Below are 16855 nucleotides of genomic sequence, written 5' to 3'. Positions count from 1 at the left end.
TAAACACTGGAAGCAATGTGAGCAATGTCGTGCCTTCGTAATGTGAACACCTAAACACTGATGGCCTCATCTGAAAGCACGACAATGATAATCATTATCACTCTCACTTGTAAAGTGTTTTTTCTAACCACCTGCAATATTATTGACTCAGGTAAATAAAACGCTATTTTATTAGGTAATTCAAATAGTAAGAGTAAGGGTATGTTTATGGAAAATGTGCAGATACGCCATGTGGAGTTCACCGACTATCCCGCTTTGCGGCAGTTATTTTCTCATCCACAGGTTTATCGCGACACGTTACAGCTTCCCCTACCTTCTGAAGAGATGTGGGCCAAAAGAATTAAAGATTTTCCCGCCGGGATGCATAGCCTGGTGGCATGTATTGACGAGGAGATCGTTGGGCAATTGACTGTCGAAGCCAACCAACGGGCACGGCGTAAGCATGTCGCCACTTTTGGTATTGCCGTTGATGCAAATTACTGTGGACAAGGCATCGGCAGTGTATTAATGACTGCCATGATTGATTTATGTGATAACTGGTTGAATATACAACGTATTGAGCTAACAGTGTTTGTCGATAATCTGGCGGCTATCGCGCTTTACCGCAAGTTTGGCTTTGAAATTGAAGGTACCAGCCCACGCTTTGCTTTTCGCGAGGGCCAATATATCGATGCGTATCATATGGGGCGAATCAAGATATCCGCCTAATCCTCAGGGGATAGTGTATCAGCCTATCCCCTGCCATAACTGAATATGACTAAATGCTCGCGGTTTCTTTAATATAGTGGCGGGCTTTTACTGCATACTCAAATGGATTAGCGATAGCCGGATCCTGCTCTGCCTCTACTACCATCCAGCCCTGATAGCCTTTTTCATCCAGCAATTTAAATACCGGACGGAAATCAATTACCCCATCGCCCGGTACAGTGAACATGCCTTTTTTCACCCCATCGAGGAAACTGAGTTTATTCGCTTTCACATCAGCCACTATTTCATCCCGCACATCTTTTAAATGAACATGATTAATACGCGGCAGGTATTTCTCCAAAATAGCCAGCATCGCCGCCTGGCTCCCCTCAGAAACATAGGCATGACCTGTATCAAAGAGCAGATATACATCGTCGTTAACCATACTCATATAACGATCTATTTCTTCGGTAGTTTGGATCCCCGTCCCCATATGGTGGTGCAAACAGACTTGCATACCTTTGGTTGCCGCAATCTTGGCTAATTCGTTATAACCATCAGCAACTCGCTGCCATTGCACATCAGTGAAGTGTGGTTTTTCTTCAAATACTGCCTTCGTCGTCCCTTGAATGCTCTTACTTTGTTCTGAGCAACCAATCACTTTTGCGCCCATTATATGGAGGAAATTCATATGATTAATAAATTCATCAATGGTCTTGGTCCGCTGGTCATCGGCAAAGAAAGTGCTAAACCATGCATTACAAATCTGCATACCGCGCAGCTCAAGCATAGGTTTAAGTACGTTAGGATCTCGCGGGTATTTACTACCAACCTCGCAACCAGTAAATCCGGCAAGAGCCATTTCACTGATACATTGTTGGAAGGTATTTTCTTTGCCTAAGTCAGGCATATCATCATTGGTCCAGCCAATTGGCGCGATTGCTAACTTCACACGTTCTTTATTCATAATAAACCTCTGCGATACATCCAATTTATAGAGATGAATACAATTAAAATGTGATTAATTGCCCGTCTTTAATGCAGGAAAATATACCTTTGGCGCTTGAAGCTGCGGCGTTGTTCACTGCAACGTCAATAACGTTGGGCTAAGTTTTTATTTAAAATCTTAAAGAGAACTTGCAACTGAGGCCGCCGGGCGAATTTATTTCCCCAACAATTCGCGCTCAATACGTTCGCGAGTAGCCACCGCCTGATGCACCATTTTTTCTGGATAACCAAAAAGAGAAGTCGCAATAATTGACTCACCACCGACTTTAAAGGTGCGATTAGCGAAATCCATATCGCGCAGAGTTTGAAATAAGGCAGAGAAATCGACTTCCCCTTCACCAATACCAACATGTTGATGAATAACCGCATCAACACCTGGTGGATTCACAATATAACGGCAATGCTTGGTGTGATTCATGGTGTCTGCAATCAATACATGAGAAAGGTCAACACCCGCATATTTCAGCATGCTGGCAACGTCTCCTTTGCCCTTATCGTAGAAAAAGGTATGGGGCACGCTATACAGATACTTCACATTATCGCTGCGGAGTGATTTCACTAAATCTGCGGTTTCATTATTTTCTTCACAAAAATCCCACGGATGAGATTGAATCTCTACCCGAATCCCTTCCCGCTCAATAATCGGCAATAACTCTTCCATTGAGCGATACCACATCTCTTCGCAAACTTCTGGCTCATTTGGATCGCCAGAAAGTTCGGTATTAATCACAGAGACACCCATTTCAACTGCAATTTCAATCATTCTCTTCCAGTTGGTCACCGCAGCCTGCCGCCTTGCCTCGAGTGGCCCAGCCCAACGATAAACCACAATAAAGGAAGATATTTGCACCCCGGTTTCTTTTAGTACTTTCTTATATTCAGCAACAACTTCGCGGCCCGCTTTTGGGTGTTTATAAAATGGGTTTAACTGCGGATGCGGTGATTGTTCAATATAGTCATATCCCCATTCTGCCACTTGACGAACCATATTGCTGATACCAAGGCCTTTAATGACATCAACATCAAATGCAATCTTCATCGCTCCCCCGTTTCACGCAAGATACATGCAAGCTTGAGATAAACTCCATTTGCAACAAAAAACCTGACTATGCGGCAGCAGGCTAGCTAGCGCACAGGCAGCAGAGTTTGATGTTATTTATTATAAAAATCAGGTCGTGGCGGCAAACTCACAGGAACAATTTCACCGCTATTCTGTGCCGCAATACAGGCATCCGCAGTAACGGCGGCAGCAAAACCATCCCAGGCAGAAGGACCGGTGAGTTTTTCAGCTAAAACGTCATTGATAAATGCTTGTAACTCAACATCATAAGCATCAATAAAGCGGTCTTTCCAATCGGTCAGTATTTCATGCGATAGCCGTGCCTGGCTGCGCATCAGCACGGATGAGGGTTCTGGTAATTTTGCAATACCGGTATCACCTACCACTTCACATTGAATATCATAGCCATATTGACAGTTCACAAAGATTTCAACATCTATACGCGTTCCTTTCGCCGTTTCAAATAACACCACCTGCGGGTCTTTCAGATGCGCTTTAGCGTGTTTGGCTTTACGTGGGAAAACAACCTGAACGGAGACATAATCATCATCCAGCAGCCAGCGCAGTACATCAATCTCATGGATCAATGTGTCAGTAATAGCCATATTGGTGGTGTAATTTTCGCCGACTCTCGGGTTACGGTGAGCACAATGCAGCATCAAGGGTTCACCGATTTCCCCACGAGTAATCACATCTTTCAGTGCGCGATAACCCTGATCATAAGGGCGCATAAACCCAACCTGAACCAAGCGTTTACCCTTGGCGGCTTCAGCCTCTACAATTCGCTTACACCCTTCAGCTGTCACCGCCAACGGCTTTTCACAAAATACATATTTACCCGCAGCGATGGCTGCCAGAACAAACTCTTCGTGACTCGGCCCCCAAGATGTGACTAATATCGCATCCACCTCTTTTGCATTAATCACTTCATGCCCATCGGCATAGATATTCGCCTCAATACCCAGATCACGAATAACTTTAGTGGCATGCTGCTGATTGATATCCGTTACAGCAACCACACGAGCGCCCTGTAAAACTTTACTGCAACGACGAATATGATCCTGGCCGATAGCACCTGTTCCGATGACACCAATATTTAACGACATATTATTTTCCTCATGAAGTTTCGGTTTGCAGGTGATACCTGCTCGTTTTACGACTTCACATCCAGCTCAACTTGCAAGTTGCAGGTGCGTTGGCAGCCCTCATGACTCGGCACATCCCTGTACCGCCATTTTGTGTGTTGAAAGCTATTGGGTATAACGCATTGATTGCCTGCTTAATTAGCCTTAGTAATCACGGGCTTTGGCGATATTTTTTTCCAGCTCACGAACCACTGCATCGATTCGTTCACTTTCAGAAACCTGAGCAACCCCTACCCGCCACCAACTCAGGTATTTATGTACCATGGTCTTTGGCAGCACTTTTATGTCAATCAAGGTAGAAATTGCCTGCGAATGGGCATCGGTTAATGCATCGATCAGCTGTTGCTCGGTAGAAACACGATATGTTTTACAGCCATAGGCGGCAGCCAGCATGGCAAAATCAACCGGAACAAGACCGCCATCTAATTGGCCTGTGTCCTCATTACGAAAGCGGAATTCTGTGGCATAGCTGTCCATGCCATGTTCCATTTGCAGGTTGTTGATGCAGCCATTCGTCATGTTATCGAACAGCACAACGTTAATTTTTTTACGCTCTTGAATAGAGGTAACCAGTTCGGAATGCAGCATCATAAATGCGCCGTCCCCAACCAATGAGTAGACCTCCCTGTCTGGTTCAGCTAACTTCACACCCAGTGCGGCACCCACCTCATAACCCATGCACGAATAACCGTATTCGACGTGATAGTCGTTACTCCCTTTGGTACGCCACACCCGCTGTAAATCGCCGGGCAAACTACCCGCAGCCGCAACAATGATGGCATCAGGAGGTAATGTGTTATTCAGTACTCCCAGCACTTGGCTTTGCGTCAAGAAAGAGCCGGTTTTATTGATAAATTCAGCAAAAACCTGTTCACGGTCCAAATGGTCATTAATTTCAGGAACGAAATCGTCGGCGCGGTATTGCACTTGATAAACCCGCCGCGTTTCAGCTAATTGTTCCGCGCGCATGCGAGCAATTTCATCCCCCCATCCGGCTTGATAACCGGTAGTGCCAAGCTGTTGATGCAATGCTGATAATGCCTCACGCGCATCAGCCAACAATTGCAAACCATCCAATTTGCCGGCATCAAAGGCACTGACATTAATATTCAGGAATGAAACGTCTGGATTCTGGAATAACCATTTAGAGGACGTGGTGAAATCGCTATAGCGAGTGCCAACGCCGATCACCAGATCCGCCTGTTTTGCTAATGTGTTAGCAGCCAGGCAGCCGGTTTCACCAATACCACCAAGATTTAATTCATGTTCTGAGCTGATAGTGCCTTTACCGGCTTGCGTTTCTACCCACGGCAAACCAAAACATTCAGCAAATCGTTGCAATGCCTGGCCGGCTTGTGAGTATTTCACCCCTCCCCCACATACCAAAATGGGCTTACGTTTGGCGGTCAGTAACGCAATGGCATCAGCCAGCATAGCGGCACTGGCAGGGCGTCTGTCAAGGTGATGAACTCGCTTGTGGAAGAAATAGTCAGGATAGTCATAGGCTTCAGCCTGCACATCTTGTGGCAAGCTCAGTGTCACAGCCCCCGTTTCTGCCGGATCAGTCAGAACCCGCATCGCATTAATACAGGCGCTCATCAGTTGCTCTGGCCGCGTAATGCGATCCCAGTATTTACTAACCGGTTTGAATGCATCATTAGTGCTGATGCTAAGGTCATGAGATTGTTCTATTTGTTGTAACACTGGGTCCGGTTGGCGGGATGCAAATACGTCGCCTGGGAGCAATAGTAGGGGAATACGATTGGCCGTTGCCGTTGCAGCGGCGGTAATCATATTAGCGCTGCCCGGCCCGACGGATGAGGTGCAGGCATAAATTTGCTGGCGCAGTTTTTGTTTGGCAAAACCGGTAGCGGCATGGGCCATCCCTTGCTCATTCCGCCCCTGATGAACCACTAAATCGCCACAGTTTTGTTCCAACGCCTGCCCCATTCCCAGCACATTACCGTGGCCAAAAATAGCAAAAATCCCTTTGATAAATTTGATTTCCTGACCATCAACTTGCAGGTATTGGTTGTCCAAAAACCGGACTAATGCCTGTGCAGTGGTTAGCCGAATCTTATTCATTTACCCATCCTTTGCTCTGTTGCGCTACATCATGGTGACCAAGTGACGTTCAGCCCCTGAAGATACATATGCCGGAGAGAAGCAGCAGACTTGTTAGCTTTCGCCTGGCTGACGACAGTAAGGTGAAACATAGCAGGGATTATAAACAAATATTTTTTTCATAAAATCAAATTACAGAAGAAACATTTCATTATGCGATGAAGATCAAATATTCTCAGAAACACTGAAATAACGCGTCCCCCTCTTACCATGCAATCGACCGTTCATTTCCAATCGTCAATAAAAACGCATAATTAATTGATATTAATATACTATTTTGATTTTAACTCTTCTTTATTGCACCTCGAAAACACTGCCAATAACCGGCCTAAGCTTTTGGTGTAAGTCCCATTTTCAGACCTGATATGAGGCTTTTATCTTCGTCACACAACCGGGGAATAAATTTCATTTAATCTTGAACTTGAAATTTTTATTCCTCATACTGGTTTTAGAAATGTCATTACAGGTTTATTTCATCGGTCACTGTCGGGGCTTGGTTTAATACAGAAGGAAATGGGGATGGGTACACAACACAAAGTACTGGATGTCATATGTATCGGTCGTATTGCCGTCGATTTTTATGGGCAGCAGATTGGTGCCCGGCTGGAAGATACCAGTACATTTGCCAAATATTTAGGCGGGTCATCAGGTAATGTTGCTTATGGCACGGCAATTCAGGGCTTGAAGTCAGGCATGCTGGCACGTGTTGGCGATGAACATATGGGCCGTTTCCTACGCGAGGAATTACAGCGTGTTGGGTCTGATACCCGTTTTCTTATTACTGATAAACAACGGCTGACAGGTCTGGTTATTCTGGGTATTAAAGATCAAGAGACTTTTCCACTGATCTTTTACCGTGAAAACTGCGCTGATATGGCCCTGACGCCAGATGATATTGACGAGACATATATTGCTTCATCACGCGCGCTGGCAATCACGGGTACACATCTTTCGCATCCGAATACCCGAGCAGCAGTGCTAAAAGCATTGGAATATGCCCATAAGTATGGGTTGCGCACAGCGCTCGATATTGATTATCGTCCGGTATTATGTGGCCTGACCTCACTTGGAGACGGTGAAACGCGTTTCATAGAGTCGCAAAAAGTAACGCAGGAATTGCAGGAAGTACTGCATCATTTCAATTTAATCGTTGGTACAGAAGAAGAATTTCACATTGCGGGGGGGAGCACAGATACGCTGACAGCCCTGCAAAATGTGCGTAAAACCACGCCAGCGACACTGGTTTGCAAGCGCGGAGCACAAGGTTGCTCTGTTTTTGAAGGGGATATTCCCACCCGTTGGGAGTCAATCAAACTGCATTCTGGTGTGCGCGTCGAGGTTCTCAACGTATTAGGGGCTGGCGATGCCTTCATGTCTGGCCTGCTACGCGGTTATCTGAATGATGAAGGCTGGGAGCAAGCCTGCCGCTACGCCAATGCCTGTGGGGCGCTAGTTGTTTCACGTCATGGTTGTGCTCCAGCGATGCCGACAAAAATTGAACTGGATGATTATCTTAGCCGCGAATATTCCGTGTCACGCCCTGACAAGGATAGCCGCCTTAATCATTTACATCGGGTGACTACCCGTAAGCAACAGTGGCCTGAACTTTGTGTTTTTGCCTTTGACCACCGCAAACAATTGGCTGATATGGCCCGTGAAGCCGGTGTTGGTGAAGAGCGCATCCCAAAACTTAAGACATTGTTGCTACAAGCAGCGCAACAAGCCGCTTTGGAGTCTGGATTGGAGCATAAAAGTGGCATTCTGGCTGATACGACATATGGTCAGGAGGCGCTCAATATCATTACCGGCCAGGGATGGTGGATAGGCCGCCCCATAGAATTACCCAGTTCCAGGCCATTACGGCTTGAACACGGTAATATTGGTTCCCAGCTAATAGATTGGCCACTGGAACATGTTGTTAAGTGTCTGGTTTTTTATCATCCCCAAGACCGTGCAGAACTGCGCCAACAGCAGGATGAGCTGATTGTGGATGTATATCGTGGATGCTGTAAATCAGGACATGAATTGCTACTGGAAGTGATTTTACCTGAAGATAATAAGGATAAGGATGAGCGCTATTATATTGAAACTATGGCTCATTTCTATCAACTAGGCATTCAGCCAGATTGGTGGAAGCTGCCGCCGCTAACGGCAGAAAACTGGCAACTGGTTGGCAAACTGATTGAAACTGAAGATCCCTATTGCCGAGGTGTATTAATTCTTGGGCTGGACTCGACAGAGGCCGTATTAAAAGCAGGGTTTGCCGCTGCTGCACACGCCCCGTGGGTTAAAGGTTTTGCTGTCGGCCGGACCATTTTTGGCCTGGCATCGCGCCACTGGTTACAAGGTGAATTGAATGATGCCGAGTTAATGACACAAGTGAAACAAAATTACCAAACCCTGATTGGTTATTGGCGTGACTATCGCCCTGCGATTTGAATTAAAAACGACTCTATCGGCGCTGAAGTGATACTGCCTCAGCGCCACTATTATGCCGCTATCTACGCTGTTTATTCCCCATAAAGCCAAAAAAATCCTGATTTCCATCAAAGTTAATAAAGGAATATCTTTAGATTTCATTCATTTCTATTAATATAGTTTGGTGAATTTATTTAAGTTTCGATGAAATAAAAGCAAATACTGACATCAATAAATGAAATTTTCCAACCACCTGTTAGAATACTGTCAGATAGACTCAAAGAACTTGGGGTTGCAGCCAGCCAAAGCGAACACATCTCGACGAGCTGACACATGTCAGTCATTCGGGTGAATAACCTTAGCTAACAACCTTGCAGCTTTAAGTACGAAGGGAATAACCCCTGAAATTTCCTCTGCCGTGGGCCGAATGGATGAATAACCCTACTCAACTTTCATTGTTACAAGACCAAATTCGTCATCGCTATGAGACGTTAAGCAAACGCTTAAAACAAGTTGCCCGTTATATATTGGATAACAGTAATAGCATTGCATTTGATACGGTTGCTTCTATTGCGGCTCAAGCCGACGTACCACCTTCAACATTGATCCGATTTGCTAATGCCTTTAATTTCAGCGGCTTCAACGAAATGAAACAGGTATTCCGCCAGCATTTGATGGAAGAAACCGTTAACTATACTGAGCGAGCACGGTTATTCCGCCAAATATCGACAGATGGCAGCACGGCACCAGAAAGTCCGGCAGAAATACTGAATGTATTTACCATGGTAAATGCACAAGCGCTGCAACAACTGGCCGTACAAACCAGCGCAGAACAGTTGGAGAGAGCAGTTAACTTGTTGAAAAATGCTGAAAATATCTATGTGATTGGTCTACGTCGCTCTTTTAGTGTTGCTTCTTATCTCACCTATGCGTTACGCCATCTGGAACGTCGTGCTTTTCTGATCGATGGGCTAGGGGGAATGTTCTCTGAACAACTGAGCATGGTGAAACCCAAAGACGTAGTGATCGCCATTAGTTATTCACCTTATGCGCAAGAGGCGTTAGAACTGGTGGAATTAGGGGCGAAGAGTGGTGCACAGCAGATTGCGATTACAGATAGCCAGGTCAGCCCATTAGCGGCTTTTAGCGATGTATGTTTTGTCGTGCGAGAAGCTCAAGTTGACGGTTTCCGTTCGCAAGTAGCCTCTATGTGTCTGGCACAAACATTGGCAGTTTCACTGGCACTGAATAACGCGAAAGAGTAAACACTCCAATAGGAGACTCTGTTCGTTTTTCGTCATTTCTGCTCACACCTAGAATGGGTAGGATTCCTCCTACCCCATTATTATATGCTTTAGCCAGAGTAAGTTAGCTGTTATTAACCGGATAGTTATCGCTGTTGATCCATGCGTGGTCTTTCTCCCAGGTAAATTTCCATAACCGTACCGGCCCTGCCATCACATTCAAATAATAGTTGTCGTAGCCTGCTAACGTTGCCACCGGGTGATAACCTTTGGGGACTTTCACCACATCACGGTTATAAACAGGCATACACTCATCCAGTGAACGGTCGTCAGTATAAACACGCTGCATACAGAAACCCTGTTCAGGGTTCAACCGGTGATAATAGGTTTCTTCAAGATAAGTTTCGTCGGTAGAATTTTCCTGATCGTGTTTATGACTTGGATATGAGCTGGTGTTCCCTTCGTCTGTGTAGACCTCTACCACCAACAAACTGTCCGCAGGCTCACTGTCAGGCAGAATATTATGCACTAACCGCTGGTTGCGCCCCTTACCGCGCCGTTCGACCCCGACATCAGCCGGCGTAATCAGGCGGGAAGGCAAATGCCCCTGTGCAGGGGCACGGCATACCGCCAATTCCAAGTCAGTTTCTGCCACCACTTTCACATGATCATGATGTGGGACATAAACAGAATAAGGCGGTGTTCGTTCGAACGGACTCATACGTTTACCAATATGTGGGTATTCAGCGTGCAGAGTTGAAACTGAAGCAACACCAGCAACCAATACCAGACAGAGTTCATTGTCACCACTGTCCAGAACTAATGCTTTACCCGCAGTAAGACGATAGACATCAAATCCAACAAAACGCCAACCCGCATTTTGCGGTGAAATGTGTTGAATACGTCCATCCGCATCCGGTAACTGACATTTGGCAAGCAGTGAAGACATAATAGCTCTCCTGTTAACACTGAAATTAACCCAAGGCACACCCACTGATAGCATTAGCCAAGTGTTGGCATACTGTACTCTGAAACCGTTTGCTGGCCGGTAGGCCAACGGGCAGTGGTTGTTTTCATCCGGGTGTAAAAACGCACGCCATCGGTACCGTGAACATTTAACGCACCGAATACCGAGCGCTTCCAGCCACCAAAGCTATGGAATGCCATTGGGACAGGTACTGGAACATTGACGCCAACCATTCCGGCCTGAACTTCATGCACAAATAGCCGCGCATAATGGCCGCTACTGGTAAAAATAGCGCTGCCGTTGCCAAACTCATGGCTATTAACTGTATCAATGGCTGTTTGGTAATCAGGGACTCTGACAATACCCAGTACCGGCCCAAAAATCTCTTCCCGATAGATTTTCATCTCTGGCGTGACATGGTCAAACAGAGTGCCGCCTACATAATATCCCTGCTCATAACCTGCAACTTTATAATTGCGGCCATCGGTGACTAACGTTGCGCCCTCTTTCACACCTTGATCGATATAACCGAGCACTTTTTTCTGATGGGTGGCTGAGATTAGCGGCCCCATCTCATTTTCTTCACCACTTTGCTGCAAGCCAGGGCCGACTCGCAAGTGAGTGATGAGTGGTTTTAACTTCTCAATTAATTTGTCCGCGGTGTCATCACCCACGACAACCGCAATCGGCAAAGCCATACAACGTTCACCCGCCGAACCAAATGCACCACCCATCAATGCATTTACTGTGGCATCCAAATCAGCATCAGGCATGATAATTGCCTGATTTTTAGCAGCACCAAATGCTTGTACGCGCTTACCGTGTGCACTGGCAGTAGTATAAATATGTTCAGCTACGGTAGAAGATCCAACAAAACTGACGGCCTGAATTCGTGGGTCAGTGCAGAGTTGGGCTGCACTCTCATTTGAACAGTGAATAACATTGAATACACCATCCGGTAACCCAGCTTCAGTCAACAATTCCGCCAGACGAACAGAGGCTGACGGGTCTAATGCCGGTGGCTTCAGGATAAAGGTATTGCCGCAAGTTAAGGCAACGGGGAACATCCACATCGGGACCATAGCAGGGAAGTTAAACGGTGTTATACCTGCGACCACACCTAACGGTTGCATCATGGAAAAACAATCCACCCCCGTACCAACATCTGCGGAATATTCACCTTTCAAGAGATGTGGAATGCCACAGGCAAACTCGACGACTTCCAGCCCACGGGTGATCTCACCCAACGCATCGGAATAAACCTTGCCGTGCTCACGGACAATCAACTCAGCCAACTCATCACGATGTTGCTCAATCAGTGCTTTAAAGTTAAACATAATACGGGCGCGACGCAGTGGGGTAGTCCGTGACCAATCGGCAAATGCTTGATGAGCCACGCCGATAGCCTGATTAACTTCCTCGGCAGTACTTTGCGTAACCTGGCTTTCGACTTTACCGGTGGCTGGATTATGAATCTCGGCAGTCTGATTGCTGGAACTCAGGGAATTCTTCCCGCCAATAAAGTTACTCACGATTTTCATGTCTAACCCTCTTCTCAATAGCTGCTACCGCAAGGTTCGCTCAAAGTGGCTTTAACCTGACACTCATTCCTAACGGACCATACGCTCAATCAGTAAAGGCTATCTTGTGGTGGGACCAAAATAGCCAGCAAGGCGACCTGCCACCAGAGAGGCGAAAAACCAGCCGACATGCAGACTCTATTCCATTGAAAAAAAAGTTTCAAATAACTTCTTTTAGAAATTTTGTTTTGTGCGATGTATCGCAAGTTCCTGCAAGGCTTTAACACCACCATCAAAAAAGCCAGATAGCCCACGCAACGTGCCAAAAAGGCTAAAAAATCTCGTTCTTTTGCGATAAATAAATTGTTAAGGTTAAAAAAACAACGGCAATAGCTCGATTTCATTGGTTCTTAATGAAAGCTGAATCGCTTTTTTAGCTTAATTTTTGAACCACATCTAAAAATTAATGTTTCGTTATTTAATTAAAATGAAATAAATGTTCTTATTTTGAGCTATGTATAGCATTTATCACAGCAGGAGCAGAGCACCATGTCCATCGCGCAAGATCGTTTCTGTATTAATCGCAAAATCGCCCCGAATCTCAGTATTGAGAATTTTTTCCGTCTGGTTAAGAAATGTGGCTTAAATAAGGTTGAGCTACGCAATGATATGCCCGGTGGAAAAGTGACTGACGAGCTAAGCACGGCCCAACTCAATGCACTGGCTGATGAACATCAAATTGAGATTGTTACTATCAATGCATTGCAATATTTCAATCTGCCAGAGCAGCGAGGCGAGCTACTACAAGAAGCGGAAAACATGCTCAAGTTGGCACGGGATATCAACTGTCACGGAGTCATTCTGTGCCCGAATTGTAGTGCCAGTGACAAACGTTCAGCCGAGCAAAAAGAGCATGACACCCTGGATGCACTGCGGCTACTTGCCCCCCTGTTTAAGAAATATCAAGTCACTGGATTAGTTGAGCCTTTAGGCTTTGGAATCAGTTCATTGCGTTCTCATCTGGTAACACAATCACTGATCCGCACATCGGCTGCCCCCTACCAAATGGTGTTGGATACTTTCCATTACTATCTGAGTGATATCGTTCAGGCCGAGTTTGATGCACATATTGACGTTAATATAATTGGCTTAGTACACCTTTCCGGCGTCGAAGAGAACAGGTTGAAATCCACACTGACTGATGAAGACCGCATTATGCTCAGCGAGCAAGATAAGTTGAACAGTAAGCAACAAGTCGCAAATCTTGAACGTCTGGGTTATCAGGGAATTTATGCTTTTGAACCGTTTTCGTCACAACTAAATATTTGGTCTGAAGCTGATATAGAAAGAGAAATTCGCCAGAGCATGGCTTATTTACAAAGCTAATCAGCCCTACTGATATTGGGGCTGATAACTGACTATTGGGCTTAACACTTTAAAACGGAACTCAAGACATCGGCTCGGGGTGCCTGTTTTCTTAGACATCCCGACATGCTAACTGTATTGGCAAAATTACTATCCTCTCTGCTCATTATGAGCAGAATCACGGCTACCTGGCGCTACGATTGCTCCAGCGTACGACCAGGCTAGCTGCACCCGCGAGGGTAATCAGACTAACTACAGCAGTCCATCCCATTTTTTCCAGCATCAGGCTGCCTAAAGCTGAACCAACCGCCATCCCAACAAACACACCGGTAAATAACAAGGCATTGAGCCGGCTACGAGCTGCAGGTTCCAGGCTGTAAATAATGGTTTGGTGTGCTATCAGTGTCGCCTGAACGCCGAAATCAAAACCAATCGCGCTGATGACCATAAGCCCAATCTGGTATTGAAGTGGCAATAGCGGCAGAAGAAATAACGCTGCAAATGAGAGGGTTGCCACACTTGCACCAATCAAAGTAACCCTATGTGGTCCACGGCGATCCGCCAATGCTCCAGCAAGAGGGGCCGCCAAAGCACCTGCGGCACCGGCAAGGCCAAACGCACCGGCAACAGCACTACCAAGATGATAAGTATCTTGTAACATCACTGCTAGTGTTGACCAAAAAGCACTGAATCCGACCGATAACAACCCTTGTGATAGCGCCGCACGGCGCAAGGTTTTAAACTGAAGCCACAAGTGAATCATCGACATAAGTAGTGCTGGATAACTCAGTGTTGAAGCGGCGGGAACCCGAGGTAAACCGCGCCATATCACCAGCGTTATAAAAATAACTGACAGCGCCGCACCGATATACAGCACCCGCCAACTAAAATATTCGGCGACAAAACCACTCAGCACCCGCGACAGTAGAATCCCCAGCAATAAGCCCGTCATTACAGTTCCGACGGTCTTGCCCCGTTGTGCTGCTGAAGCCAACGTCGCTGATGCAGGAACAATGTCCTGTGCCATGGTTGCGGCAATCCCGACCACAAAGCTGGTGACTAACAACCCATTGATACCAGAGATAAAACCACTGCACAGCAACGCTGCGGTAAGCAAAAGACCTTTCAATAAAATAACAATCCGACGATCGTGGCGATCACCTAGCGGGGCGAGCAACAAGATACCTAAAGCATAACCAATCTGTGTCAGTGTCGGCACCATACCAACCGTACCTACACTGGCATGCAGGTCGGTACCCATAACCCCCAATAATGGCTGACTATAATAAATTGAGGCAACGCTAAGCCCAGCGCCGGTTGCCAACATAAGAACTGTCCGGCCGGAAAGGGTTTTCTCAGGACTATCTAAAGTACTTGGTATGGTTTGAATGGCTGACATGGCGGCTACCTATAATGATATTGAGTCAGTATTCTTGCCTGAGTAGACATGTGTTGGTAGTCGCCTAAAGAGTAAAATTGTTATACGCTTAACGTATGATAGAACTCGGTTTGACTGGCATTGATCGTATAGAGTTAATGCAGACATTTATCCGCATCGTTGAGGCTGGTAGTTTATCGGCAGCAGCAGTACGCCTGGGTACAAGCCAGCCGACGATTAGCCGGCGGTTACAGACACTGGAACGCCTGCTTGGTCTGAAATTATTGCAGCGCACTACGCATGTTATGAAGCTCACCGACGATGGCGAACGCTGCTATTCCCATGCTAAAGCACTGGTTGAAAACTGGCATAGGATGGAGGATGACCTGCGCGGGGCCACGGACGAGCCCAGAGGAGTACTGCGAGTTTTAGTGCCGCACGCGTTCGGGCAAGATCAATTAATCAAACCGCTTAAAGACTATTTAGGCCGTTATCCGAAAATGTCTGTGGAATGGATGCTAAATGATCGCCGCCCGGATTTCATCGTGGAAGGTATTGATTGCGCCATTCAAGTTGGAGCCGTCACCGATCCTTCGGTGATTGCGATTCTGCTGGCCGAGGTGCCGCGTATTGTCGTCGCCGCGCCTGAATTGCTCAATGATAAGCCGCTACTGCTACATCCTGACCAATTGCAGGATTTACGCTGGCTGGCATTAAGCTCCTTTTACCGTAATGAAGTCGTCCTAAATCATCAGACGAGTGGTGACATACATCGATTTTCTATCCAGCCACAATTGAGTACCGACAGTCTGTATGCCTTACGTAATGCCGCACTCGCGGGGGTCGGGGTAGGAATCGCCTCAACGTGGGTGGTAAGCGAAGATCTTGCACAAGGGCGGTTAGTACATCTAACTCCCGATTGGCACGGATTACCTTTGCCCATCTATCTGGTTTATCCCCATGCCAGTTTTTACCCAGCAAGATTACGGGCATTTTTAGATATTATGCGCCACGCCATGCCGAGTCTGGCTGGCACGCAACCCCCAGCGCAAAAATAGAAAAACCAGCCCGAGGACTGGTTCTTGATAATGACAGATGCCTTTTAAGGATTGTGCAGATAAAGCAATTAATTCTATCGCAGCCATCCTTCATTGGTGAAAAACTTAGCGCCTTCCGTTGTAGTCAAATAAGCCATGAATTGCGCCGCACCTATATCTGCTTTCGGTGAAATTGCCATATTGAAGTCGCGGTAAATTCGTCTTTCCGGCTCAATAGTCACCATATCGACTTTATCCGCGTTAGCAATCGGCCAGTCACTCCAGGTGATCCAGGCATCTGCTTTTAACCGTTGGAAGGCCTTAAATGCAGCACCACTCCCCTGCTCATAGGCCACGATATGTGACCGTACTTGTTTGATATCTTCCAGCCGGCCCAAACGCCCGGCAATATCTTCCCACAAACCGGTACCTGAGGTGTTGTAGGTTCCTTTACCTTCGGTCACCACAATTTTGACCGGTTGTTTGATCAGATCCTCAAAACTCTTAATATTTTTAGGATTACCTTTTGCTACTGCAATCACTGCCGGATGAATAAACATCGGCACAACATCCTTGCTGGCCACAAAAGGATAATTCTCCAGATACGCCGTCATCGATTGCTCTGAAGCACTGAAAATAATATCAGCACGTTGCTGGGCATCTTTTGACCATTTCTCCTCTGGCCCGTAGATTATTTCCACACGTTGTCCGGTCTGTTGCTGAAAACTCTCTGCGGCTTTTATCAACGCGGTGTGAGGTCCGCCCGGCCCATAGACGCGAACCACGCCATCGTTGGGTTGATGGATGATATTAGTATCGAGAAATTGGCCGCTGGCGTAGGACAGCGCCGATGCCATGATACTCAGTGTGCCAATGATTAACTTTCTAATTTTCATCAACTA

At 46.4% G+C, this 16855-nt stretch carries 13 protein-coding genes; 5 read left to right on the top strand and 8 right to left on the bottom strand.

Translation table 11 applies throughout. The features are described 5' to 3' along the window. Positions 1 to 207: 207 nt before the first annotated feature. The gene (locus V1955_RS00720) at positions 208 to 708 is read left to right on the top strand and encodes a GNAT family N-acetyltransferase (protein WP_083161285.1); all 501 of its coding nucleotides are present in this window, start codon (positions 208 to 210) and stop codon (positions 706 to 708) included. Positions 709 to 757: 49 nt separating this feature from the next. On the opposite strand, the gene iolE is transcribed toward V1955_RS00720, so the two are convergent. The 4 genes from iolE to iolD form a co-directional block, all read right to left on the bottom strand. Then, positions 758 to 1654 carry a myo-inosose-2 dehydratase gene (gene iolE, locus V1955_RS00715; RefSeq protein WP_083161287.1) on the bottom strand — a complete coding sequence of 299 codons (897 nt, stop codon included), beginning with the start codon at positions 1652 to 1654 and terminating at the stop codon, positions 758 to 760. Between the two features lie 195 nt (positions 1655 to 1849). Then, a complete protein-coding gene (locus V1955_RS00710; protein WP_083161289.1) occupies positions 1850 to 2734 on the bottom strand; it encodes a sugar phosphate isomerase/epimerase family protein in 885 nt (294 codons plus the stop codon). Between the two features lie 113 nt (positions 2735 to 2847). Further along, positions 2848 to 3861, bottom strand: coding sequence for a Gfo/Idh/MocA family protein (locus tag V1955_RS00705; RefSeq protein WP_442820429.1), 1014 nt, complete (start codon positions 3859 to 3861; stop codon positions 2848 to 2850). A 183-nt stretch (positions 3862 to 4044) separates the two neighbouring features. Next, a complete protein-coding gene (gene iolD, locus V1955_RS00700) occupies positions 4045 to 5985 on the bottom strand; it encodes a 3D-(3,5/4)-trihydroxycyclohexane-1,2-dione acylhydrolase (decyclizing) (RefSeq protein ID WP_442820428.1) in 1941 nt (646 codons plus the stop codon). 558 nt (positions 5986 to 6543) lie between these two features. Between iolD and V1955_RS00695 the strand changes: the two genes are divergently transcribed. Beyond that, a complete protein-coding gene (locus V1955_RS00695) occupies positions 6544 to 8463 on the top strand; it encodes a bifunctional 5-dehydro-2-deoxygluconokinase/5-dehydro-2-deoxyphosphogluconate aldolase (RefSeq protein ID WP_442820427.1) in 1920 nt (639 codons plus the stop codon). A gap of 410 nt (positions 8464 to 8873) precedes the next feature. Beyond that, a complete protein-coding gene (locus V1955_RS00690; protein WP_083161297.1) occupies positions 8874 to 9707 on the top strand; it encodes a MurR/RpiR family transcriptional regulator in 834 nt (277 codons plus the stop codon). Positions 9708 to 9810: 103 nt separating this feature from the next. Here the strand turns inward: V1955_RS00690 and iolB are convergent, their stop codons facing one another. Then, on the bottom strand, positions 9811 to 10635 hold the full coding sequence (gene iolB, locus V1955_RS00685; RefSeq protein WP_083161299.1) for a 5-deoxy-glucuronate isomerase: 825 nt from the start codon (positions 10633 to 10635) through the stop codon (positions 9811 to 9813). Between the two features lie 53 nt (positions 10636 to 10688). Next, a complete protein-coding gene (locus V1955_RS00680; RefSeq protein ID WP_442820426.1) occupies positions 10689 to 12194 on the bottom strand; it encodes a CoA-acylating methylmalonate-semialdehyde dehydrogenase in 1506 nt (501 codons plus the stop codon). A 528-nt stretch (positions 12195 to 12722) separates the two neighbouring features. Between V1955_RS00680 and V1955_RS00675 the strand changes: the two genes are divergently transcribed. Further along, positions 12723 to 13559: a TIM barrel protein gene (locus V1955_RS00675; RefSeq protein ID WP_420073514.1), complete on the top strand. Its 837-nt coding sequence runs from the start codon at positions 12723 to 12725 to the stop codon at positions 13557 to 13559. Positions 13560 to 13722: 163 nt separating this feature from the next. Here the strand turns inward: V1955_RS00675 and V1955_RS00670 are convergent, their stop codons facing one another. Beyond that, on the bottom strand, positions 13723 to 14937 hold the full coding sequence (locus V1955_RS00670; protein ID WP_083161305.1) for an MFS transporter: 1215 nt from the start codon (positions 14935 to 14937) through the stop codon (positions 13723 to 13725). A 95-nt stretch (positions 14938 to 15032) separates the two neighbouring features. Between V1955_RS00670 and V1955_RS00665 the strand changes: the two genes are divergently transcribed. Further along, positions 15033 to 15974 (top strand): LysR family transcriptional regulator, encoded by a 942-nt coding sequence (locus tag V1955_RS00665; protein ID WP_442820425.1) that lies wholly within the window; start codon positions 15033 to 15035, stop codon positions 15972 to 15974. Between the two features lie 74 nt (positions 15975 to 16048). Here V1955_RS00665 and V1955_RS00660 read toward each other — a convergent pair whose 3' ends face one another. After that, a complete protein-coding gene (locus tag V1955_RS00660; protein WP_420073515.1) occupies positions 16049 to 16849 on the bottom strand; it encodes a substrate-binding domain-containing protein in 801 nt (266 codons plus the stop codon). Positions 16850 to 16855: the final 6 nt, after the last annotated feature.

The organism is Yersinia sp. 2545 StPb PI (assembly GCF_052217125.1).
Lineage (GTDB): Bacteria > Pseudomonadota > Gammaproteobacteria > Enterobacterales > Enterobacteriaceae > Yersinia > Yersinia enterocolitica_E.
Note: the sequence above shows the minus strand (reverse complement) of the source record. Positions and strands in the feature narration are given on the sequence as shown.

What these genes read in the sequence shown, in the direction of transcription:
- V1955_RS00720 (WP_083161285.1), top strand. Translation starts at nt 208, where the DNA reads ATGGAAAATGTGCAGATACGCCATGTGGAGTTCACCGACTATCCCGCT.
- iolE (WP_083161287.1), bottom strand. Translation starts at nt 1,654, where the DNA reads ATGAATAAAGAACGTGTGAAGTTAGCAATCGCGCCAATTGGCTGGACC.
- V1955_RS00710 (WP_083161289.1), bottom strand. Translation starts at nt 2,734, where the DNA reads ATGAAGATTGCATTTGATGTTGATGTCATTAAAGGCCTTGGTATCAGC.
- V1955_RS00705 (WP_442820429.1), bottom strand. Translation starts at nt 3,861, where the DNA reads ATGTCGTTAAATATTGGTGTCATCGGAACAGGTGCTATCGGCCAGGAT.
- iolD (WP_442820428.1), bottom strand. Translation starts at nt 5,985, where the DNA reads ATGAATAAGATTCGGCTAACCACTGCACAGGCATTAGTCCGGTTTTTG.
- V1955_RS00695 (WP_442820427.1), top strand. Translation starts at nt 6,544, where the DNA reads ATGGGTACACAACACAAAGTACTGGATGTCATATGTATCGGTCGTATT.
- V1955_RS00690 (WP_083161297.1), top strand. Translation starts at nt 8,874, where the DNA reads ATGAATAACCCTACTCAACTTTCATTGTTACAAGACCAAATTCGTCAT.
- iolB (WP_083161299.1), bottom strand. Translation starts at nt 10,635, where the DNA reads ATGTCTTCACTGCTTGCCAAATGTCAGTTACCGGATGCGGATGGACGT.
- V1955_RS00680 (WP_442820426.1), bottom strand. Translation starts at nt 12,194, where the DNA reads ATGAAAATCGTGAGTAACTTTATTGGCGGGAAGAATTCCCTGAGTTCC.
- V1955_RS00675 (WP_420073514.1), top strand. Translation starts at nt 12,723, where the DNA reads ATGTCCATCGCGCAAGATCGTTTCTGTATTAATCGCAAAATCGCCCCG.
- V1955_RS00670 (WP_083161305.1), bottom strand. Translation starts at nt 14,937, where the DNA reads ATGTCAGCCATTCAAACCATACCAAGTACTTTAGATAGTCCTGAGAAA.
- V1955_RS00665 (WP_442820425.1), top strand. Translation starts at nt 15,033, where the DNA reads ATGATAGAACTCGGTTTGACTGGCATTGATCGTATAGAGTTAATGCAG.
- V1955_RS00660 (WP_420073515.1), bottom strand. Translation starts at nt 16,849, where the DNA reads ATGAAAATTAGAAAGTTAATCATTGGCACACTGAGTATCATGGCATCG.